This window comes from Streptomyces sp. NPDC059743 (genome assembly GCF_042732975.1).
In the GTDB taxonomy this organism is placed as follows: Bacteria; Actinomycetota; Actinomycetes; order Streptomycetales; family Streptomycetaceae; genus Streptomyces.
Map to the genome: position 1 here is coordinate 1 of NZ_JBHWGS010000035.1, position 22,218 is coordinate 22,218.

A 22,218-nucleotide genomic window follows, 5' to 3' on the forward strand; every position below is an offset into this window, starting at 1 on the left:
GGGGCCGGGACGCAGCAATGCGTCCCGGCTACCCGACTTGCCGTTGAGGACCTGGCGGTCAGGGGACTCGCCCGTACGCGCCTGGCCAAGTCCGTCCACGACGCCGGATGGTCGGCGTTCGTGGGGATGCTGGAGTACAAGGCCGCCCGGTACGGGCGCACCTTCGTACGCATCGGCCGGTTCGAGCCGACCTCTCAGGTCTGCTCTCAGTGCGGCGTCAAGGACGGCCCCAAGCCCCTGCACATCCGCGTCTGGGAGTGCAGGGCATGCGGGGCCGTCCTCGACCGGGACATCAACGCGGCGGTCAACGTCGCCAAGGCCGCCGGACTGGCGGTGTCAGCCTGTCGAGCGCAGGTAAGACCGGTACTCGTACCGGCCCAGCGCGGCGAAGCAGGAACCCACCGAGACGGTCAACCGACCGTGGCAGGAATCCCCGCCCTTTAGGGCAGGGAGCGGAAGTCAACGTGAGCCCATGTCACACGCTTTTGCGCTCCTCGTCATCGACATGCAGAACGGCCCGGTGGCTATCGCCTACCGGGCCGCCGAGACCGTCGCTGTGATCGCCGGATTGCGCGAACGTGCCAAAGCCGCTGGCGTATCAGTAGTAACGATCCAGGACCAGGGTGCCGGGATGGAAGCTGGGACCGAGGGCCGGCGGGTCGTGCCCGAACTCGCGCCCGCTGCCGACGAGACTGTCGTCCACAAGAACAGCCCGGACAGCTTCCTGGACACCGATCTCGACAAGGTCCTGAAGGTACTGGGAATCACCGAGGTGGTCGTTACCGGGTTCGCGACGGAGATCTGCGTGGACACCACGGCGCGGCAGGCGCCGAGCCACGGGTATGACCTGGTGCTGGTCGCCGACGGGCACACCACGTCCGTCCGGCCCGACAGTGGCGAGTACGCCTCGCCGGGGCAGTCGATCGCGCACCACAATGAGATCTTCAGGCACATCGACTTTCCCGGGCGGAGCATCCGGGTGCTGCCCGCGTCCGAAGTGGCCTTCGCCGCAGGTGAGGAGCTGCCCAAGGCTTGTCCCGCAAACGGCTATCGGGCTGAGGTGCCGAGTAATGACTGGCCGTCAGCAATGGATGCGCAAGCGGACGACCACGATGTCTGGCGCCAGACCGTTCAGGTATGCGTTGGCGAAGTCAAGGTGGCTGTTCCCGGACCCAGGCATGTGGGTGACGTAGGTCCACGCTCCGTCCAGGGTGAGCAGGTGTTCCGTGGGAATCGCCCACTCGGGTTGTCTCTTCCGATACGGAGTCTGACTGGCGCGATAGTGGTCGAGAGCTGCGGCCAGTTGTGCGGCGCGGGTGCGCATGCCATTGAAGTCGAGCAGGCTGCGCGGGCCTCCGTCGCACTGTCCGAGAGCCCAGTGACGGGGGTCCCCGTGGGAGTCCAGCGGCGCTCGGACAAGGCGGGGGTCGCCTTCGTGGCCGGGGAGCACGTCGAACTCCTCGCCCGGCCGGCCAAGCCACCACTGGTCCCATTCGCCCTGGTAGGGCTGGTGGTCGCCGTTCATGTCGAAGGGGGCCATGGCTGTTTCGATCGCGGCATGGAGGTCGTGGTGGGCGTCTGGCCGCAGGCAGACTGTGACCATTTCGTGTGCCATGGGGTCTCTGTTCTTCTGCAGGATGGAGTTGCATGCTGACACGAAGGGCACCAGCTTGGCGCGCCCATTTCTGCGACCGGCGACCCGGTTGAAGGCCGGTGCCGTGATCTCGGCATGTCTCGTGTGATCACGGCTTCGGAGCTGTCCTGGATAGGCCCGTTCACCGGGCTTGGCCCGCGCAGCTTCAGCAAGCTGGTGACGGTGCTTCGCCGGGAAGGGGCGGATGCCGTGCGGCGAGGCTAGCCGTGGAGCCTGTCGCTGGATGACCGGGTCCTGCTGGTGGCGGCGTACTGGCGTACCAACCTGACGCCGCAGCAGCCGACCCCATCGTTCGGTGTCTCGAAGTCCGCGGCCGACAGGATCAACGATCGTCTGGGACCGCTCCTCGCGCTGCGGACCCGCAAACGGTTCCGGAGAGACACCGTGCTTATCGTGGACGGCACCCTGGCGCCTGCTCGCGACCATTCGGTGGCCGAGCAGTCGAAGAACTATCAGTACTCCACCAACCGCGAGGTGGTCATCGACGCCAATTCCCGGCTTGTCGTCGCCGTCGGCCGACCGGTGCCCGGCAACCGCAACGACTGCAAGGCAGGGGAGCTGTCCGGCGCGAAGGCCGCCGTCGGCAATGCCCCGGTAATCGCCGACGGCGGCTACCGGGGCACCGGCCTGGTCATCCCGCATCACCGCGAACGAGGCCAATCCGATCTCCCGGACTGGAAAGAAGAACACAATCGCTCGCATCGGCAAGTCCGGGCTCGCGTTGAGCACGTCTTCGCCCGCATGAAGGGCTGGAAGATCCTCCGAGATTGCCGCCTGAAAGGTGACGGCGTTCACCATGCCATACTCGACATCGCCCACCTGCATAACCTGGCCCTCGCCCGATAGACCGAACGCGCAGCACCGACCTTGTCCGCCTCGACCAAGTGATCATTGCGGGACAAGCCTTGGGGGAACTGAAGCGAGCAGGTCCGTCCATCCATTGAGCACGGGGTGGAGATATTCAAAGAGTGCCATCACCCACACCATCGACAAGGTGCGCACCCCGGGCCTGACCGGCGGCCCGGGCCCTGGGCAAGCCGCACCCTCGCCGTAGCAAGCCGACAAGTGGATGCTCAACTTCGCCGCCGCGACCCAGTTCTACGAGCGCGAAAGACACCGGCGAGGTGCCGATCAAGCGCGTTGAACGGATCGTCGTTGGCAATGGTGACGGCCGATGTTCACGGTGTGAGAGATGTCGATAGTGTGCGGCGCTGTGGGTACGGACATTCATGGCGGCATCGAGTTTCGTCATCCCGGTGTCGGGACCGACTACTACGACGGCGAGTCGTGGGTGGCCGCCATGGATCTGTGGCCGTTGTACGACCAGACCGACTACGCGGCTTTCGGCTGCCTATTCGGAGTACGCAATTACGCGGGTTTTCGGCCCTTGGCACCCGGCCGGGGTCTCCCACCCGACCTGTCGAGCGGAATGCGTACACAGTTGGAATCTTCGGTTGCCACCGGCGATCTGACCCGCGCCAGCTGGGTGAGCTGGGCGGAACTCGCTGCCCTCGACCCCGCCGCAACGCCCGACCGCTTCGTCGGCCGACTGACCTGGTGGGAAAAATCACTCCCTTCCACCCGGCACCAGCAGCTCGTCCCCGCCGATTGGCCCGCGGAAGTTCTTACCGTGGTGGGCCCGCCCCCAGCCGACCAGCTCGACGCCGCTGGATGCCTGAAATGGACGACAGAAGAACTGACCTGCGCGTTCGAGCCGTTGACCGTCGGCACGGTACTGGGCGCCGACTCCCACTGGCCGCATGTTTTCGCTGTCATGGAAGCCATGGCAACCCGCTTCGGCGATGCTGGCGTGCGCCTGGTCGTCGCGTTTGACTGACCCCAAAGAATCAGAAGCCATCCGCTTATCGATGATGGGGCGGACCTGGTCGAACAGGGTCCCTGAGCGGGTGATCGCGTGGGGATCTGTGCATGACGGCAGGGCCTCTTGGTAGCTGGGGTGCGAACCAATCCGAGCACCAGGAGGTGTGACTGAGCGCTTCAGTTGGCGGGTTAGCGCTTGAGGTGGCGGGGCTGAGCGTTTCAGTTGGCGGCCGGGCAAGTCAGCCAGGGCACCAGATCCGGCATCACGGCACGCGGCAGCGAGGGATTGGCGGCAGCCGCTTCCACCACCTGTCTGTCGGCGTCCATGAGTAGCTCCACGATGACCGGCGGTGGGAGTGCCGGATGGCCGGCGGCTATGGGCCTCGCCTGTTTGTCCGCCAGGCAGGCGAGCAGTGCCGGGGCGGTCGCGCTGCGATGCCGGGCGATCTCGCGGAACGCTTTCTGTACTGGGGGCTCGTGCCGGGCCAGGTCCTCCAGCAGCGTCGGAGTCGCGTCCGGGTTGGCCGCCGCCTTGGCGACGACCCGGACTCCGTGCCGGTCCACCATGGCGCGCAGCTGTGCTTCCGAGAGGCCTGGGTGCGGGGCGATGGACTTGGCCACTTTCGCATCGGGGTCGGTGGCCAGTATGTCTCGGATTTCGGCAGGCAGATCGCGTCGTTGGGCCAGGAGCATCCGCGCGGCCGGGTTCGGCGACTGGGCCAGTTCCTCGGCCTCGGCGGGAGAGGCGGCGGCGATTCGCGGCAGCAGTGTGGCGCCGATCCTGGTGGCGACGGCCAGATGGACAAGCACGTCGAGCGGCACGTTGGGGTTGTGCGCGAGCCCGCGCCGCACGTTGTGGTCGGTGTCGTCGGCCAGCGCGCGGATCAGCGGTTCGTCGATCGCGGGATTCTCGGCGAGATCGGCGCGGACACCGGGAACGGTATCTGGGGCGAGCCGTCGGCACGCCTCCGGGGGCAGGTCGGGACGGGCGGCGAGCGCCCGCCGCAGCAGCATGGAGGAATGGCCGGCGAAGCCGACGACGGCTTCGGTGGGTGTGGCCGGGTTCCGCAGTGCCGCTTGCTGTATGTCGTGCACGGTGGACTCGTGTGAGCCGTCGCACGAGGCTCCCGGCGGCAGACCGAAGTCGTGCCTGCGGCAGTGCCGATCACACGTGGACGGCGTCTGCCGGCGGTCGCGGTCGCGGTCGCGGTCGCAGACCAGGCACCGCCGCGCTGGAGGCAGCCCCTCGCCGCTGATCAGCGCCGTCAGTACGGCCGGAGGCGTCGACTCGTTGGCCGCCACCGCGCGGCGGACCTCGGCATGCGGATGCCCCGCAAGCCCCGTGGCGACTTCCGGCGTGGTCCACAACGCGAGCTCCGCGACGACCTGTACGTCCGGGTCCGCGGCAAGCGTCTCCACCACATCGGACGGGAGGCCCGGGCAGGCGGCCAGCTTCTCCCGGCGCTCGGAGACCGGATCCCGCGCGAACAGGAACGCCCATTCCGCTCTGCCGGAACGCTCGCCGAGCAAGGCGAGGGCGGCATGGGGCTGTGCTGCGGGATCAACGTCGGCGGCGGTCAGCCGGCCCTCGTACACGAGCCGTACAGCGCTCTCCTCAACGCGTGAGGCCAACGCGACCGCCTGCGCATGGCTGAGATCCGCGCGACCAGCAAGTTCCATGGCGACGTCCGCGTCCGCGTCCGCGACCGCGATCAGCCGGTCGACCAGCTCGGACGGCAGAGCCACATTGGCGGCGAGGCCGCACAGGACACGGTTCACAGAGGGCATCCTGCCTGGGCCATGACCGAATGGCTCGTGGATTTCGGCATCGACGACTTGTCGGCGGCACCCGGGCCGTCCTGAGCGCGGTACTTCGCCGAACCGGCCAACTGAAGCGCTCAGTCACACTGGTTGTGACTGAGCATTTGAGTTGGCTGGTTGAGCGTTGGCCGGGCAGGATACCGGCCGAGTCTCGCTGTTTACTTGCTGCCCGCGCTGGGTGGTGTCGTAGCCCTCGCTCCGATCGCCGAGTTCTCGGTGGCCGAGCCCTACCGGGACGGGCGAGACGGTCGGCCTCTCGTTGCGGACACGATCCCGCCTCCCGCACCGACTACGACCGCTGCCGGGCCCGCGGAAAGACCCACGCCCAAGCCCTCCTCCGCCTCGCCCGCCACCGCACCAGCGTGCGCCTCGCCCGCCACCGCACCAGCGTGCTCTTCGCGATGCTCCGCGACGGCACCTCCTACGACCCCGTTCCGTGCTGTCGTTCACGCTGGAAAAACTGTCGGGGGGCACCGCAGTCGCGTCGTACCCGATCGGAGCCGGGAGTCGCGATCCGAAGTACGTGCCGTGGATCTGGGAGGACGGGGGCTGGCGCTTCGACGGATGCGTCACTTACTGAGGTTGCTGATCGCGGACAGAAGGTGCCCGCAAGGATTCCTCACCAAGGCAGTCCAGGACGTCCTGCAGACCCGTGACACCTTTACCCCGGATTGCTGAGTGGGACCGTATCCAGTGCATCCGTCCTGTCGCCAGCAGAGGGAACAGCCCGGGGCGGTGCCGCTCCCCGGGCGATTCGCGTACCGGCACCAATGCGACCGCTGAACACCGGCTCGACGCCTACGCCGACCAGCTCAGCTTGGCCAGTTGAGCGCTGACGCTGGTTGAGGCGGCCGAGGGCTGTCGGTGGCTGGTGGCAGGATCGCTGGTATGAGTTTTGTTCGTACCACTCCGCCGCGGCCGGTCGACGTCGCCGCGGTCTTTCCCGAGTTGGCTCCGTTGGCGCGGGCGGCGATTCGGTTGCATCCTCGTGCCGGGTCGCCTTCGGTGTTCGAGAGTTCAGTGGGGGGTCCATTGCTGTGGCCCGCTGATGAGCCGTGGCCGCACTGCGAGGGCTCGCACCCGGGCAGCGGCGTGTCCAGGTCACCTGCAGAAGTAAGGCTGGAGCGGCGCAGGCGGGCCAGACTGCACCGTGACCCCCACGGCCCTCACAGTACACGTCCGAGGAGGAGGCGATCAAGGAGCGGAACGACGCGGTGTTCATGGAGCGCCTCGACGCCGGCCCCCCGTGGCCTGCGGAGAGCCCGGTCCCCATGCTGCCTGTGGCCCAGCTGTATCTGCGTGACATATCCCTGTTGCGGCCGCCCGGCCAGGCCGATCTGCTCCAGGTTCTCTGGTGCCCCTACGACCACGAACCGCATTACAAGCCGTCGACCGCACTGTTCTGGCGATCCGCTGCCGCGGTCGTCGACGTCCTCGCCACACCGCCGGAACCGCATGAGGCGGACTACGACGGCTACGTGCCGGAGCCGTGCCTGCTCGCGCCGGAGCAGATCACCGAGTACCCCAACAGCCTCGATCTGAGCGCGGAGGTGCGGCAGATGCTGGGGGACTGGAGCAGATGGCAGGCAGCTGGCGTCGGCGTGGACAGCTCGTACGCGGACTATCCGGCGGAGTTCTATGACTGTGAGCTCGCTGACGCTCCCGGCTGGAAGGTCGGCGGCTGGCCCCCGTGGGGCCACACCGACCCGTATCGCCGATTCTGCGCTGTCTGCGACGCTCAGATGGTTCCACTGCTGACCATCGCCTCCTTCGAATGGGACGGTAGTACGCGCGGCTGGGCGCCGTACGAGGATGAGGCCGCCGCGTTTGCCGCCGGTCATGTCGCCGGTCAGGACCCCGCGCAGCCGACCGCGGTCGAAGTCGGCAGCACTGCTGCAGCTCTATGTCTGCCCGGCATCTCCGGAGCATCCGCACACCGACCTGATCCAGTGAGCGGTCGCTGAGTTTCTTCCGCGAGGCCGCACTCACCGCAACAGCTCTGGGTGGGGTTCGGGTTCAGCCGGCCGCGCGGCTGTCGAGGATTCAAACACCTCCTGAGCATCAAACCGGCCGGACTGGCCGCCCGACCACAGTCACTGGCGAAGTCCTTGGCCGTCATCGATCGCTGTGGCCAGCTGTTTGGCGTGGGCGTCGAGCAGCGGCTTGAGCGCTGGGTAGGTGGGGTGATCGGCGGGCGTCTTGAGCCAGTGGAAGATGCTGTGCTTCTGCTGGCTCCGGACTGCGGGGAGTTCGGGGTTCTGCGCGATGTGCGGGAGACAGGGTGCCAGCTCGACGCGGCAGGCTCTCGACCTTCGTTACTGGTGACAGAAAGGCTGCCGAATAAGCATTTGTGACAAGCCGCGTTCCTCACTGCGGCTGCGCCCCGCCAGCCGGTCGACTGGGCGAAGGTCGGCCGCTGCTCGGTCCGCCGGCGCGCCACCGGTATGACCGCTACCGAGGCCGCGGTGGCGCTTGAGGAAGCCCGGCTGCACCGGCATCTCGACCGCGACCGTGAGGACCTGGCCGACGACGAACGCGGCCCCGCCGAAGTCGCGGAGTGGGAACGCATCGCGCAGCTGCTCGCCACCACCGGCGGGACGTACGACCCGGAGGCCGACGCCGTCGTCCAGGACGAACTCGCCGCCGAAGCCGCGGCGGCTGCCGAAACCAAAGACGAACTCCGGGACCTGGAACTGGAGCAGGAGCGGCAGGAGCGGCCGCGCTCCAATGCGGGGAAGATGCTGGTGAGTTGGCCGCGCAGGCGATTGATCCGGCGGGTGTGATCTGCGTTGAGGTCGGCGCGGCGGTCCGTGAGGATCCGGAGCTCGACGGCCTGCTCGTCGTCCGGCCGCAGGATCGTCAGGTCACGGCGCATCCGGGCCTGGTCGGTGATGACGGTGGCGTCCTTGGCGTCGGTTTTGCCCACGCCCCGGTAGTCGGCCGATGCACGGTTGACCGCGAGGCCGGGTATGCAGAGCAGCTGCTGGCCGTGGTTGAGCAGCACGCTGATCAGCAGGGTGGCCATGCCGTCGGCGACGTCGACGGCCCACACGGCGTCTTCGTCGATGGCCAGCACGCCGGCGAGCAGGTCCAGCAGTTCCGGCTCGTCGTTCAGCACGCGGCGCGACAGCAGCCGCTTGCCTTCGGCATCCAGGACCACGCAGTGGTGATGGGTCTTGCCGATGTCCACGCCCGCCCGGATCTGGGGCACGGGGTTCCTCCGGTTCGTCGGTGTGCGCTGTTCTCCCGAACGACCTCGCCAGTGTGGTCCTACTCAGCGATGCACCCGAGGGGCTCGCAGCTCCTGGTCAGCGGCCGAGTCGTCGTGAGACACCGGGCGGCCAGGTGAAGGGGACCATCGAGGGCAACCGCCTGAAAGCCATACCCGGTGTCTCTGGGCCACTGGACCTTACGACGGCTCGTTCGACCCACCACCAACGGAGGACCGCCTGAGCGGCTTCTCATCGTGGTGCCTGCGGAAACGGGTCCTGAGCGATCCTTCCTCGGCATGTGGACGAGACGATGACGGATGCCTCGTGAGAATGCTCAGCACAGTAAAGCGAGAGTCAGCACTCGGGGTCTTCGTGCTGTCGAAGTCGTGCTGTCTGCTGAGGGGCGCGCGGAGTTTCCCGCATCCACCTCACATCGCCGGCGCAGACCTTTCAGTCCGGCAGCGCCGACGTCCGATCGAGTCCTGGCCGCTCTCTCGGCTGCTGCCGACTCGGGCCGCGGCCAGGTGTCTTTGCGTACGTCCTCGTCGGTGCCGGCCACGCCGGCATCTGCTTGACCAGCCCGCGCAGGCACACGCCGGGCGTCCCGCCGCTGCCGGGCGGGAGGTGATCGTGGAAGGCGGTGCACGCTGACTTTCCTGGTCCACACAGGCGAGGCGGTCGCCGGGCTGGCCCCGCATGCGGCCGGGACCTGACGGCTCGTCTCGGCGGGTCGGGTCAGGTACGCGCAGGCGGAGGCGCGAGCACCATGGGCCATTCCTCGGAGTTGAGCAGGTCGTCGAGCGAGACGTCGGGGCCGGCGGTGAAGACGGCGGTCGGTTCGGCCAGGAGCGCGGACAGGGTGGGGTCGGCCGCTGTCCGGGCGGACAGGACCATCACGGCCTGCGGGTCGACCGCCGACCGGTTGGGGAAGCCGGCGGGGTCCACGCCCACCTGCCGCAACGGGACGGGGTGGACGGCGATGCCGACGGTCAGCAGCCCTGCGTCGAGCGACCGTTCGGCCCAGCCGTCCGTGCGGACGAGATGGACCGCCCCGTCGCCCTCGTAGCAGTATGCGCCGAGTTCGGCGACGGCACGCTCTGCGGGCGTGCCGTCGGGATCAACGACGAGGACGGCGAACACCGTGTGCGGCGCGTCGGGATCGAGGCCGGAACGGACGTACAGGCGGGCGGCCATGGGGCAATGCCTCCGGGGCGGATCGGACATGGGCGGGGCATCGGTACAGCATGCATACCCTGCGACTACCGCCCGGACGGCGGGTCCGCCCCGGTATGGCGTCAGCGCGGGCCGATCGCCGCCTCGGCCACCTTCCCCGTGACAAGAGCAACGCCGGAATGGCCGAAGGTCTGGGACACAGCGAGCGTCGCCATTAAGGGCGGTAGGCCCGTACAGGCTCGCAGCGGGAGGCTGTCGGAGCGCAGCTCTCATCCGAGGTTGGCGTCGATGAGGCTCCCGCGCCGTACTAGTTCCTCGACCGTGCATTCACGTCATGGAGCATAGCGAACGCGAGGCCGATCGGGGATACTGCGGAGCCGGCGTTCGTGCAGCCCTCGTCCCATCGTTTGTCGAGGTAGGGCTTGTACTCGTCAACGGCCGTGGCTCGGTTGAACTGGTACTGGCCAGTGAAGAAGTTTTCCGGCCTCGCGGCGTCAGCCAGGCTCTTGACGGTTCGGTGTGTCATATGGAGCTGGCGGCCGATGGAACGGCGGCTGTGGCCTGCTTCGAGCATCGCGTGAACGGTGGCGTGTCTGGCCCGGATGCGGTTGGCGAACAGGTCACTCTTCCAGGGCGAGGCCGGGGTCTCCTCGGACAGCACGGGTTCGTCCGCCTCCTCCTTGTCGACCGATTCGGGAAGTAGGACGCCCAGACACTGGCGGTGGCGGGCGACGGCACGCTCGGCGGCCTCACCGAGGTTGTTCCGCAAGTGCCACCGGTCAGCGACCTGGACGGCTTGCGGTGCCCCGGCCGTGGCGCCTTCCGCGAAGAACGGCGCCCGGTCCCGGCAGACGACCTCGATCCCGGATCGCTGGGCAAGCCACCCGGCCAGAGTCGACGCCTCGCGATCGGGCAGGAGGTCCACTGGTCGGCGGGACTCGGCGTCGACCAGCACCGTGCCGTAGACGCGGCCCTTGCGCGTGGCGTACTCGTCGACGCCGACCACCCGCAGAGCCGGCGGCTGCGGCTCGGGAAGTGCGTCGACCAGCCGCAGTACGGTGCTGCGGCTGACGGACACCCCGGCAACCCGGGCCATCCGTGCGCCAGCTCGGCCGGCCAGCGCGAGTCCGACCGCAGCCAGCGTCGAGCGCAGACGCTCGCTCCACCGGCTGTGCCGCCGTGTCAATCCCGGCACCTGCTCGACGAACGTCCGCCGCCCGCACGAAGCACTCGGACAGAAGAACCGGCGGACGAGCAAGCTCAGCACCACCCGCCGTCCCGCAGTGGGCACGTCAGCCGGAAACCGCAGGTAGGAGCTGTGCACCCGACTCGACCAGGCAGCACAGTCCGGACAGGTGGAGCCGGCCGAGGTTCGGCGGGCTCCGATGCGTATCACCTCGTTGTTCACGTCCACCGACAGCACTGCAACCTCCGCGATCGACGGGAACAACAGCTCCTCCAGTCGGAGCGTCGTCTCCTCCACGGCACTGAACTGTCGGCCACGCCAAGATCACCACTGATCATTTTCGGGCAACATTCCGGAGGGCGGAGACAGCGTCATTCGTCACTCACCGTGTCGCTTCACGGAAGTTGAGCCAGAACCACTACTGCTCGATAAAGCCAACCACCGACCACGCCAGCCACAAGGAACAAGGCAGCATGATCCGCCGCTAAAGGGGCTGCTTCCGCCGCCCCCGGCCTCCCGGCTCGCCACTGGACCGTCGTCGCCGCCTGGGGGATCTCGTGCGCCCTTGCAGCGGGGGCGCACTTACAGCTCGAACTGGAGGTCGACGAGGTCGGTGAGTTCGACTTCCAGGCCGTGGGCGCGGCGGCCGTTGTCGCGGAAGTAGACCTCGCCCAGGGCCTCGGCGGTGACCTGGCGGAGGTCGTCCTCGTCCATGCCGGCCTCCTGGGCTTCGAGGAGTCGGGCGGCGTGACGGGGCGGCAGGGCGAGGGTGAGGTGGCGCACGCGGGCCTGGTCGGTGCTGCCGGGGGCGGCGGTGTAGCCGAACCGGGCCTGGACATCGATCATGATGCCGCTCGTGGAGGCGGCGGCCTGCTTGGCCCTGGCTCTGATGTGCGGCTGCCAGCGTGTGCGGACCTCGTGTTCGAGGCGGTCGGCGAGCTGTGGGCGGGGGGTTTTGATCTGCTTGCCCACGTACCGCTCTACGGTGCGCTGACTGATGCCGAGCAGCTCGGCGACCGGCTTCGTCCGGCCGCCGTGCCTTTTGACGAGGTAGCGCATCTGCGCCCCGGCGGACTTGGGGACGGGACGCGTGAACGCGCTCTGCACCGCCTTGTCGAGTTCTTCTGCGACCGTGACCATCAGCCCTGTGTCCCCCTATTCTCCGGTGTCCTTGGCGGTGATCTCGCCGGTCTTGATATAGCGGGCGAGGTTGGCCACCTTGCCGTCGGCTCCGAGCTGTTCGAGCACGTCCGCGCCCCACAGCACGCTCTGGGTGCCCTCGTGCTTGACCATCCCGGGCGACACGCCCAGCCGGAAGCTGCCCGGCACGGTCTTGCCGTCGGCGCCGTAGAGCAGGACGTCCAGGGGGCTGGGCCCGTCGGCGGCGTAGACGGCGCAGTCGGACAGGACCGCGACCGGGTACTGCCCGGTGGCCGCAGCGAGCGCGACCATCTTGCGGTGCATGTTGATGCGGGCCCGGGAGATGACGGTTGCGCGGATGTCCGGCCGCCAGGTCGGCCGGGCGAGCGCGGGCCAGGCCTGCCCCGGCTTCCAGCCGCCGCCGCGCGCCTTCTCCTGCAGCTTGCCGATACCGCCCTTGACGGTCATCTTGACCGCGTCCACGACGATCCCCAGCTCAGGATCACGCTGCCTGTAGCCGTCCATCGCCTGAAGGAACTCGGCCGGGGACAGTTTCTCGCCCACACCGAGATCCGCCATGGTGTCGACGTAGGCGTCGCGCAGCCGCCTGTACCAGCCGTCCAGGAACCGGCCGCTCTCACGCCGCACCCAGGCCTCGGTCGGGGCGACGTCGTAGCCCAGCTCCACGGCGTACGCCACGGTCGGCGTGGCGTACCAGGCCGGGCCTTCGGGGCGTTCACCGGTCGGCGTGAACGGGCTCGGCAGCAGGTCGCCGTCGAGTTCGCGCCACTGCTTGCCGACCTTCACGCTGGAGAGGTCGACGTGGGAGAGGTCGACCAGCCAGGAGCCGGGCAGCGCCGCGTCGAAGACCGGGTGGGTGACGTGCACGGGCTGCGATGCCAGGCCGACGACCGCGCCGTTGGCGGCTGCCCCGAAGGCGAGGTTGACGTCGATGCCGACCAGGTGGTGCTGCATGCACTCGGCGTCGGTCAGATCTCGCGCCCAGTCGTAGGCCTCCTCGAACAGCCGCTCGCCCGGGCCGCGCACATGGAAGCGGGGCAGGTCGGCGAGAACCGGGTGTCCGTCGGTCGCCTCGCACGGCGCCGGGGCCACCGCCTCCCTCCCCAGCGAGCCGGGCCGGTGCTCGGAGTGCCGGCTGCCGTCGGCGTCCGGCTCGCTGGCGCGGGTCGGCGGGTTGAGCGCGGTCATCAGCTCCAGCCCCGTCACGGCGGCGGAGCCGACCGGCGTCATCACCCGGGCCGCGTACACGCCCAGCACCCGCGCGAGTTCGGCCGGCTCCAGCTGCGCGGCATGGCCCCAGGCGCGGTCGTCCAGGGCGCGCCAGGAGGGGATGCACAGCTGCACGCACTGGCGGCGGCTGCCCTGGGCAGGGCGGTAGATCCGCGCCCACGGCCCGAATCCGCGCTTGGTGAGCTGCCAGCCGGCCTTGGCGAGTTGCTTGATGACCTTGTGTCCCTCCGGGAGCCGACCGGCGAGTCGCTCGGCCTCGGACAGCTCCATAGGGAGGCCGTAGCGCTCGCACGCCGCTGCGGTGAGCACCAGCAGCGGGTCGCCGTCCTTTCCCGAGCCGTGCAGTTTCTCCGCCCCCAGCCGGGCCTCGGTGAGCGTCCACTCCACCAGGGCGGGCAGCGACTTGGCGGGCACGTCCACGATCAGGCCGCCGGTGCCGTAGCCGGTCACCTGCTTCTCGGCGCCGGCGTCGAGGACGAGCAGCGGGCCGTGCGCATACGCGCCGCCGGGAGCGGGAGTACGGGCCGGGGCGGCCTTCTTCGCGCCCGGGCGGCGCGATGCCTGCGACGGCCGGGCGGCCCGCGCCGGACGCGACGCGGCGGCCGGTGCGCCGACGGCGGCGGGGGGAGTGGACGGGGACTCCTCGGGCACGGCCCCGGCCGCAGCCTCGGGCACCCCGCCCGTGGGCACAGCCTGCGCCTTGGGCGGGCCGCTGAACGTCTCCGGTACCGGGGTGTTCTCGCGCGGGGCGCCGGTGCTCTCAGGGGCGGGGTAGAGCTGCGCGAGCTGTTCCAGCAGGCGCGCATACGCCTCCCGCTCCGGCGGCCGCGGCTCACTCCTGCCTGACTCCCAGCCGCTGACGGTCGCCCGCCGCACGTCCAGGGCTGCGGCCACCTCGTCCAGGGTGAGGGCGTGAGCCTGGCGCAGGCGCTTGCGCTCCGCCGGAGGCGGTAGCGAGGACCGGGACGCGACCAGCGCGTCCACCGCGTCGAACAACTCGGACATGGGATACCTCCGCCCCCCACCCTACCTCATGAACCGTACTCATCACGTACGGATGGCGTGCATTTCACGTACTTACAGCGTTCTCGGGTGGTAGAGTGCTTGATCGGAGGTGCCCTTTTCCGATGGCCTCGCCATCCGGCCCGTACCGCCGCCCGCTTCGGATCGAGGAAGAGTCATGACCGTGGTGGAACTCCCTCGCCCTGGCCGCCGCGAGCGCCCGGGGCTCTTTCCCGACCAGGCGGAGGCCGTCAAGCGGCTGGCACGGCATCTGCGGCGCGCCGGGACGCGGGGCCTGTTCGTGTCGGCGACGGGGACCGGTAAGACGCTGGTGTCGATCCGGGCGGCGGACGAACTCGGCGCGCGGCTGGTGCTCTTCGTCGTCCCCACCCTGGATCTCGCGGCCCAGACCGCACTGGCCTGGCGCCGGGACGGTCACCACGAGCACATGGTGATCGTCTCCTCCCTGGACGCCGCGGGCCGTGACGACCTGGTGGACGCCCGGGTCATGTCGACCACCGATCCCGTCTCCCTGGCCGGGCTGATGTCCGTGGTGGGCGAGGAGGAGGACCAGATCCCCGCGCTGACGGTGATCTGCACCTACGACTCCCTGGGCAAGATCGAGGAAACCCGGAGCACGGGGTATACGGTGCCGCCGTTCGACCTGGCGGTCATGGACGAGGCGCACCGGATCGCGGGCCGCGCCGACAAGAAGTGGGCCGTCGTCAACGACGCGAAGCGTATCCACGCTGACCGCCGCCTCTACATGACCGCCACCCCCCGCATCTTCGCCGCCCCCGAGCTGGCTGAGTCCGCCGACACCACCCGCCCGCTCCGCCGGCGCCCCGCCGGGCCAGGCGCGGACGCAGAGACGTTCGCCAACTCCATGGACAACGAGCAGGTGTACGGCAAGAAGATCGTCGAGTACCCGCTCGCGCAGGCGGTTGAGGACGGCCGGGCTGCGGACTACCGCATCGTGGTGCCCACCCTCACCGACGCCGACCTGCGCCGCCGCCTGAACCTGACCGCATCCGCCGCCACCCCGGGCAGCGGCAGCGGCGGTGGGGAGGGGGACAGTGCGCTGCGCACCACGGCCCTGCATCTGGCCGTCCTGCGCGCGATGACCGAGCACGGCCTGAAGAGGGTGCTGGTCTACTTCAACCTTGTCTCCGACGCCCGCCGCTTCGCCCGTGAACTCCCGCACACCCTGCGCCTGCTGGCCAGGACCGACCCCGGCCTGTGCCCTGACATCACCCCGCAGCTGTTCTTCGCCCACGGCGAGCACACCCCAGCCCAACGCGCCGACGTCTTCGCCGACTTCGCCGCCGCCGACTGCGCGATCCTGGCCAACTCCCGCCTGATCGCCGAAGGCGTCGACATCCCCAGCGTCGACGCCATCGTCTTCGCCGACCCCACCCGCAGCGTCATCCGCTGCGTCCAGGCCCTCGGCCGCGCCCTGCGCCTGGACGTCTCCGGCAAGACCGCCTCACTGATCGTCCCCGTCTACATCCCGCCCGGCGCCGACAGCGAGAACATCCTCGGCACCGCCTACGAACCCGTCTGGGCGATCGCCTGCGCACTCGCCAGCCACGACCACCGCATCCTGGAACGCCTGCCCGACAAGGCCAACCGCCTCCCCAGGGAGACCAGCGACGTCATCGAACGCCGCTGGCACTTCGACTTCACCGTCCACCCCGAGCGCATCGCCCGCGCCATGGACCTGACCGCCTTCGACCCCCGCGACCCGGCCGTCTCCCGCTCCCGCCGCCTCGGGCTCGCCGCCGCCCAGTCCTACCGCGACCAGTACGGCCACCTCGACGTCCCCGCCGACTACACCGACCCCACCGGCTACACCCTGGGCACCTTCATCACCACCATGCGCGACGCCGCGAAAGCCGGCCGCCTCGAAGCCGACTGGACCGCCGAACTCGACGCGCTGGGCATGATCTGGGACAAGCACGAAGCCGCCTGGCGCGCCCGCCTGGCCGCGGCCGCCGACTACCTGCGCACCCACGGCCACCCCGCCGCCCCCGCCACCACCTCCGTCGGTGCCTGGCTCGCCGAACAACGCCACTTCGCAGCCCACGACCAGCTCGCCCGGCCCCGCGTCGACGCACTGACCGCCCTCGCCCCCGACTGGCGCCTCCCGCACGGCGCGGACTGGCACCGCAAGTACCACCTGCTGCGTGCCCACCTCGCCGCCGGCGCCGACCCGGCCACGCTCACCCGCGACACCGTCCTGGCCGGGGTGAAGACCGGCTCCTGGCTGTACCGCCAGCTCACCACCTGGCACAGCCTCACCCCCGGCCAGCAGCAGATGATGACCGCCCTCGGCCTCACCCCCGACAGCAACCCGCTCACCCCCGCCCGCCGCACCCGCCGCCGCACCTTCGAACAGACCGTCCAGCTCCTGGAACTCTTCCTCCACCGCGAAGGCCGCGCCCCCACAGCCCGCGAAACCATCCGCGTCGACGGAGACACCGTCAAGATCGGCGCCTGGCTCGCCAAGGCCCGCACCAAGCACCGCTCAGGCCAGCTCCCCGACGACCACGTCCGCTTGGTCTCCGCGCTCTTCAACGGCGACTGGACCAACGAGAGCACCGTCCCCGCCGTCCTGGCCTGACGCCCGCTCGGGCAGAGGTGCGGACCGCCTCGACGGTGGGGAAGCCGTACCCCCCTGGACGGATCCCGAGAGGCAAGCGGTCCGGCCGACACCAGGGCCGGCCGGGACCACCACGCCTTGCTCTGCGTCGCGCGTCCGATCTCCGGCCCCTGTTGCCCTTTGCGACCCACGCCGCACCGCCACCAGACACCGGATCATGACCCTGCAGTCGGTGAACAGGCGCCGGCGCACCTGTGCGGAGTCCTTGGTGTCGTCCTCCCGCCCGATGATGATCAGATTGCAGGCATCGGCGGCGATGTCTGGCAGGCTCAGTCCGTTGCCTTCCTGGTGGCGGTGTCACACCGGCCCGCTACGGTTCGGCCATGTCCGCGCACACCACGGGTCCCAACGGACTCGTCCCCGTACACATCGCTGTCCAGGACTCCGCCCAGATGGATGAGCCCGATCCAGAGGCCAACGACTACGTACGCGACCTCTTCGCGGCCTCGGCCAAGTACGCGGGCATCTCCTGGACCGAGCAGGGAGCCGAACCGCGCTGGCTCGACATGGACACCAGCACCTGCGCCGCCGCCATCAACCCGAGCCACTTCTCTGGTCACGGCGCCGACGAGTTTGACAGGTTCCTGCCCGGCGCGGCCTTGCGCGGCGAGCCCGCGCTCATCATTGCGACGATGGGCACGGCGGACGATGACAATGACCGCGTGCGGTCGGTCTTCGGCCGACCCGGCGGCCGCGTGGACTTCCGTCACTTCACCGGCGCGATTGTCGGCGAGCGGCTGCTTGCGGGGGCGGAGGTCTCCCTGTGTCCCGGTCTGGACGCGGCCGACCGCGACCTCGGACTGAGACTACTCAACCGCCCTGCCGATGCCCCCTGGTGGGCGATGACCTTGCAGGCGAGCGCCTTGGAGAGCCCGCGCGGAACAGCGGTTCACGAGCCCGAGGGCGAGCTGGTGCCAATCCTCGTCGACAGCCTGGGCGAGCCAGTCGTCGCACGCTGGACGTCCGGCGACGGCCAGCAGATCTGGTACGTGATCCCTGACGGGGTCGACTGGAATCAGGTGGTCGACTGGCTCGTCCAGCGTGCCCTTCGCGAGCACGTACCGGCCGCACTGCGCCGCGTCCGCTCACGCCACCATGTCGATTCCGCCCTGGAGACCCTCGCGGAGACGCAAGCACGCAGAGCCCTGGAAGAGTTGGAGCGCCGCTACCTGGAGGACAAGGCCCGCCTGGAAGGCGAACTGCAGCGGGCGCGGCAGGAGGCCGAACCCGTGCGGGCCGGTCTGCTGTACGGCAGCGGCAGCGAGCTGGAAGACGCGGTGGCCGTGGTGCTGCGTGCCGCCGGCTTCGCCGTCACCGATCTAGACGAGGAATTGGGCGGCACCCTGTCGGCGGACCTGCTTGCCGTGCTGAACGGGTCTACCTGCCTGGTCGAAGTGAAGGCCGCCGCAGGGGCAGCGGGGGAGAAACTGATCTCGCAGCTTCAACGCCATCTGGAGAAATGGCCACAGCTGCGGCCCGGCCAGCCTGTCACCTGCGCTGCCTTGATCGTCAACCACCAGCATCGCCTCAACTCCGCCGAGCGCCCTGCCGAGGTGTATCAGCGCAGGGTCGTCGACGCACTCCCGTTTCCCGTGATCGCCTCCGGCGACCTGTTCCGCTGGTGGCGCACGCAGGACTGGTCGGCCGTGCAGGCCGCCGCGCTCGGCCAGGCCCACTCAGGAGGAGAACGGGACGAGCCCCCTGCCGGAGGGCGCGAGATCCCGGCGGTCGGCCGCAAGCGGTGGCTTCCCTGGGGTAATGGCGGAACCGCGTAGCGGTTGCGGCCGCCATTTCGTCCGGGAGATCTTCCTGTCCCCGGTCTGGTAGCTCTTGGCGTCGATCTCGTCGACCACGACGTGCGGCACCATGACCGCAGTGCCCTTCCCGAGCACCCTCTGCCAGGGGACCTTGTCGAACCGCGTGAAGTGCAGCGTGGTGTTCGTGTCCAGCACCGCGTACCGGACGGCACCGGCGCGCCCGTACCGCTCCCGCATGGCACGCACCCGATTGGCCACGGATCTGAAGTAGCCCTGGAGCTCGGCGATTTCCACATACATCATCAGCCGGGCCTCGTCCAACGGCGCGGTGAGGATCGCCCGGTAGCGGCCAGCGCGGAGCTGCCCCGCGATCTCCCGGTCGCTGAACCGCCGGTTGAGCTCCTCGGCGGCTTTCCAGGTCCACTCGTCGTACCGCTTGCGCACGGCCCGCATCTCGGCCTCGGCTTCCGCGCCCGTTTTCATCATGTGAGGGATCCGGATAGAGACGTCGTTGAGGCTCCCGGCCACGAGATCGTTATCCAGGAAATTGATTGCGTCGGTGCAGGTCGTTCCGGCTCTCAACATGCCTTTGTCCTCCCCCGGGACAGGGCTCGGTGCGCCCCGTCCCGGCCCATCCTGCCAGCGTTGAGTACGTCCGATGCGAGTTCCGCTTCCTGCGCGCGGCGGCCTGCTCCCTCCCGGTCGGGGGCGCAGCGCCCGGAGACATCCCGGTGTCGTTGTCCAGGTGACGCTCAGCAGGAAGCGGGGCGACGGCGTCCAGTTGTCGGTTGGGCTGGTCGCCGTGACGGACAACGGTGCGCCGGGCCCGCAGGGCGGCGACCCGAGCGGGTGTCGGCCGCCGTGCTCTTCACGTGGTGCATGCTGGAGCTGATGCGGCTGGTCTCCGAAGAGGTCGGCTACCACGGCAACTGGGCCGTCGGGGCCGGCGCCAACCGTCTCCACGGCCGCAGACGGCATGCCGGGCAGTCGCGTTTTCCCACCAACGACCGCTACAGCGACGACCCTACGAGGAGACCACCGGCACCACCCTGGCCGAACTCCGCGACACACGGGGCACAGTCACCCGCCGGCTCCTTGGCCCGCTGCTCCGCTCCCTGGGCTCGGAAGCACTGTTCGCGCAGGCGCTGGGCAACCAGCCCTGAGTACGCCCCGGCCCCGACGGGGAACCAACTCCTGTAGACCGGTGGCATGAAGCTCACCGACCTGGGCCCGCTGACGGCCCACCGCCGGGACGGCGCTCTCAGCTTCGACCGTTTCCGCGCCGACCCGGCGCTGACCGTCCTGCGGTGGCCTGACGACGTCCTGGAACAGTTCCTCTTCGACCACGGCGACAACACCGCCTTCATCAACGACTACGGCACCATCGACCTGCGTGACATCACCTGGCGCCTGGAGACCATCCCGGCCGCCGACTTCCACGGCCGGAGCCTCCAACGCGGGCTGCGTCGAGAGTTACGCCGCCAACCCAGTGCACTGGGTCGCCATCCGGCCCCGGCAGGTCGCCCGGCACTGGGACGAGTACGGGACGTGGCTGCGACCGCCGCTCCTGATTGAGCGGCGCTTCCTGGACCCGGGCGCTGGCGGGCTGCAGGTCCTGGAGGGCCGGACACGCGTCGGTGTCCTGCGCGGCCGCCTGCGCGAGCACCTGCACGTCGCCCCCAACCATCAGGCCTGGGTCGGCCGTCGGTGACAGCTCTGCCGCGCTGTGGTGCGTACGCTGCGAGCGTCCGGCCGTTCCCACAGAGAGATGCGGATGATGGAAAACCCGTCTGTCCCCGGCCAGCGCTGGGATGTGGCGATGCACAACGACTGGTTCGTCTCGGGCTGGGAATAGGTTCTGCCCCGTCAGGCCCTCGCCCTGACCATGCTGATGGGGACCGCGAGCCAGCCCGGTTTCACCGGCTCCCTGGACGACCTGCTGCAGGAGATCTTCGGCGGCCGCTGGGACATGATCGGCGGCGATCTCGACGGCGCCCTCACGTTCACCTGGCATGGTGAGGAGTGGGACTACGAGGAGGCCCCGGAGGGCCGGGAGGCGTGCGAGGCGGACCGCTGGGAGAAGTTCGGCGCCATGCTCACGGCTGCCGGCTTCCCGGTGCCCACAACGGTGCGGGACCTCGCAGAGCTCTACCTGACATGGGGCCTGGCAGCCCGCAAGGAATCACCTGAGGGAACCCGGTGGTCGATGCCCGCCGCACTGCCGCTCCCCGGCGACCTGCTGCCCCTGGACACCGAACTCACCCAGCAACTCGACAAGATCCGCTGGATCATGCGCACCGGACCCCTCATCGATCATCTGGTCGACGATCTGGGTGAACCACTGGAGAACCTCACCTCCCTGGACCGCCTGGCAGACGCCACCGGCCAGGACGTCAACGACCTGCGCCTCGCTCTCGCGGAACTCGTCCAGTCCGACGACGCCAAGGTCCTGCGCGGCCAGGAGCCGGCCGACGCCGAACGCCTGGAGACACACCACCGCTTCCGCCTGATCATGGACTGGGACCACTTCCACGAAACCCGGATCGAGCTGAGCCTGGCCAGCGACGAGGCGTGACACCGAGTACGCCAGTCGCGGTGGGGATCCACGACACTCGCTTGATCGACCCCCGCGGCTCGCCTGCGCAAGACGTTCGGCCGCAACCTCGCGATCGTGGGCCAGGACGACCTGCGCCGCACTGTGCCGCGCGAACTTGACCGACGGGGGAGAGACGAGGACGACATGATCGAGGACCGCGGCGCCGCCGGCCCGTACATCGAGTACGACGGGCTGCCCGTCCTGCACGGTTCGGAGGTGAAGCTGCCGCTGATCCATCCGTACGCCCCGGTGGAGGCCGGGCGTTACGTCACGCCCGGAGGCGGACGCCTGACCATCCGCAAGAGCGAGAGGAACTCTGCACATCTGCGGATCACGCTGGACCACCTCGGTTGCCCCGCGCAGTGCACCCCAGAGAAGGACGCCGCCTTCCGGCGGCTCGCCCTGGCCGCCGAGGGCTACTGCGCCTATGCCGGGTGCCGCCACCGTCCCGCGTTCTCGGACGGGGTGATGCGCTGCTTCGAGGTGCGCACCGGCAGCATCCCGCTCGCCGCGTTCGTCCGCGCCGTGCTCGCGATCGAGCTGGGAGACCTCACCCCGGCTGGCCGGCTCGTCGAGGAAGCCGAGGCCCGGTTCGGGCCCGTCCTACCGGCGGAAGCGCTGGACGGAGAAGGCCAGGCGGAGGCCGGTCAGGACCGTTAGACCCAACAGGCCCGACCGCCCCGGGCCGCCTGCGGAGGCACTGAAGCGGCCCGATGCCCGATGTGCTGGAGGGCCTCGTGCCGCCGCGGCGGAGCGCTCTGCTCCACCTCCGGCCCTGTTTCGTCCGGCGTCCAGGGCGGGTGGGCCTTCTGGGGAGGAGCAAGAGGGCGGGCCCCTCTCAAAGCCTTCTAGGGCGGGTATTGAGTCGTGATCAACCTGCGGTTCGCGTGAGGTCCTTGATCCAGATCGTGGAGGCGCGGAGGTGCAGGCCTGCGAGGTAGCT

General features: G+C 69.4%; 16 protein-coding genes and 3 pseudogenes. 12 read left to right on the plus strand and 7 right to left on the minus strand.

Annotated elements, in window-relative coordinates; translation table 11 throughout:
• The 4 genes and pseudogenes from ACFV6H_RS37450 to ACFV6H_RS37465 form a co-directional block, all read left to right on the plus strand.
• The coding region (locus tag ACFV6H_RS37450; RefSeq protein ID WP_385551318.1) for an RNA-guided endonuclease InsQ/TnpB family protein at positions 1–444 on the plus strand (444 nt) is incomplete at its 5' end.
• 28 nt (positions 445–472) lie between these two features.
• Complete coding sequence (locus ACFV6H_RS37455) at positions 473–1,654, plus strand: isochorismatase family protein (RefSeq protein WP_385551320.1); 1,182 nt, start codon at positions 473–475, stop codon at positions 1,652–1,654.
• Positions 1,655–1,729: 75 nt separating this feature from the next.
• A pseudogene (locus ACFV6H_RS37460) lies at positions 1,730–2,500 on the plus strand (transposase).
• Between the two features lie 367 nt (positions 2,501–2,867).
• Entirely contained in the window at positions 2,868–3,491 is a 624-nt protein-coding gene (locus ACFV6H_RS37465) for a hypothetical protein (RefSeq protein WP_385551322.1), read from the plus strand.
• A 203-nt stretch (positions 3,492–3,694) separates the two neighbouring features.
• Here ACFV6H_RS37465 and ACFV6H_RS37470 read toward each other — a convergent pair whose 3' ends face one another.
• The gene (locus ACFV6H_RS37470; protein WP_385551324.1) at positions 3,695–5,254 is read right to left on the minus strand and encodes a hypothetical protein; all 1,560 of its coding nucleotides are present in this window, start codon (positions 5,252–5,254) and stop codon (positions 3,695–3,697) included.
• Positions 5,255–5,565: 311 nt separating this feature from the next.
• On the opposite strand from ACFV6H_RS37470, the pseudogene ACFV6H_RS37475 reads away from it, so the two are divergent.
• The 3 genes and pseudogenes from ACFV6H_RS37475 to ACFV6H_RS37485 form a co-directional block, all read left to right on the plus strand.
• Positions 5,566–5,952: pseudogene (locus ACFV6H_RS37475) on the plus strand (hypothetical protein); the annotation flags it as partial.
• Positions 5,953–6,567: 615 nt separating this feature from the next.
• Complete coding sequence (locus ACFV6H_RS37480) at positions 6,568–7,260, plus strand: hypothetical protein (protein WP_385551326.1); 693 nt, start codon at positions 6,568–6,570, stop codon at positions 7,258–7,260.
• Positions 7,261–7,740: 480 nt separating this feature from the next.
• Positions 7,741–8,079 (plus strand): hypothetical protein, encoded by a 339-nt coding sequence (locus ACFV6H_RS37485; RefSeq protein WP_385551348.1) that lies wholly within the window; start codon positions 7,741–7,743, stop codon positions 8,077–8,079.
• On the opposite strand, the pseudogene ACFV6H_RS37490 reads toward ACFV6H_RS37485, so the two are convergent.
• The 5 genes and pseudogenes from ACFV6H_RS37490 to tap all read right to left on the minus strand — a co-directional run.
• Positions 8,016–8,507: pseudogene (locus ACFV6H_RS37490) on the minus strand (IS110 family transposase); the annotation flags it as partial. The gene ACFV6H_RS37485 and the pseudogene ACFV6H_RS37490 overlap by 64 nt on opposite strands.
• Positions 8,508–9,243: 736 nt before the next feature.
• Positions 9,244–9,702, minus strand: coding sequence for a hypothetical protein (locus tag ACFV6H_RS37495; protein ID WP_385551328.1), 459 nt, complete (start codon positions 9,700–9,702; stop codon positions 9,244–9,246).
• A 286-nt stretch (positions 9,703–9,988) separates the two neighbouring features.
• Positions 9,989–11,164, minus strand: coding sequence for an ISL3 family transposase (locus ACFV6H_RS37500; protein ID WP_385551330.1), 1,176 nt, complete (start codon positions 11,162–11,164; stop codon positions 9,989–9,991).
• A 285-nt stretch (positions 11,165–11,449) separates the two neighbouring features.
• Positions 11,450–12,007 carry a telomere-protecting terminal protein Tpg gene (tpg, locus tag ACFV6H_RS37505; protein WP_385551332.1) on the minus strand — a complete coding sequence of 186 codons (558 nt, stop codon included), beginning with the start codon at positions 12,005–12,007 and terminating at the stop codon, positions 11,450–11,452.
• 15 nt (positions 12,008–12,022) lie between these two features.
• The gene (tap, locus tag ACFV6H_RS37510; protein ID WP_385551334.1) at positions 12,023–14,263 is read right to left on the minus strand and encodes a telomere-associated protein Tap; all 2,241 of its coding nucleotides are present in this window, start codon (positions 14,261–14,263) and stop codon (positions 12,023–12,025) included.
• Between the two features lie 175 nt (positions 14,264–14,438).
• Here tap and ACFV6H_RS37515 point away from each other — a divergent pair, with 175 nt between their 5' ends.
• Positions 14,439–16,883, plus strand: coding sequence for a Helicase associated domain protein (locus ACFV6H_RS37515; RefSeq protein ID WP_385551336.1), 2,445 nt, complete (start codon positions 14,439–14,441; stop codon positions 16,881–16,883).
• A 362-nt stretch (positions 16,884–17,245) separates the two neighbouring features.
• Complete coding sequence (locus ACFV6H_RS37520; RefSeq protein ID WP_385551338.1) at positions 17,246–18,697, plus strand: hypothetical protein; 1,452 nt, start codon at positions 17,246–17,248, stop codon at positions 18,695–18,697.
• Here the strand turns inward: ACFV6H_RS37520 and ACFV6H_RS37525 are convergent.
• A complete protein-coding gene (locus ACFV6H_RS37525) occupies positions 18,599–19,165 on the minus strand; it encodes a hypothetical protein (RefSeq protein WP_385551340.1) in 567 nt (188 codons plus the stop codon). The genes ACFV6H_RS37520 and ACFV6H_RS37525 overlap by 99 nt on opposite strands.
• A gap of 723 nt (positions 19,166–19,888) precedes the next feature.
• Here ACFV6H_RS37525 and ACFV6H_RS37530 point away from each other — a divergent pair.
• The 3 genes from ACFV6H_RS37530 to ACFV6H_RS37540 all read left to right on the plus strand — a co-directional run bounded on the left by ACFV6H_RS37530 (position 19,889) and on the right by ACFV6H_RS37540 (position 21,935).
• Positions 19,889–20,254, plus strand: coding sequence for a hypothetical protein (locus ACFV6H_RS37530; RefSeq protein ID WP_385551342.1), 366 nt, complete (start codon positions 19,889–19,891; stop codon positions 20,252–20,254).
• Positions 20,255–20,537: 283 nt separating this feature from the next.
• The gene (locus tag ACFV6H_RS37535; protein ID WP_385551346.1) at positions 20,538–21,254 is read left to right on the plus strand and encodes a DUF6042 family protein; all 717 of its coding nucleotides are present in this window, start codon (positions 20,538–20,540) and stop codon (positions 21,252–21,254) included.
• Between the two features lie 96 nt (positions 21,255–21,350).
• Positions 21,351–21,935 carry a DUF6420 family protein gene (locus ACFV6H_RS37540; RefSeq protein ID WP_385551344.1) on the plus strand — a complete coding sequence of 195 codons (585 nt, stop codon included), beginning with the start codon at positions 21,351–21,353 and terminating at the stop codon, positions 21,933–21,935.
• The last annotated feature ends 283 nt before the right edge of the window (positions 21,936–22,218 follow it).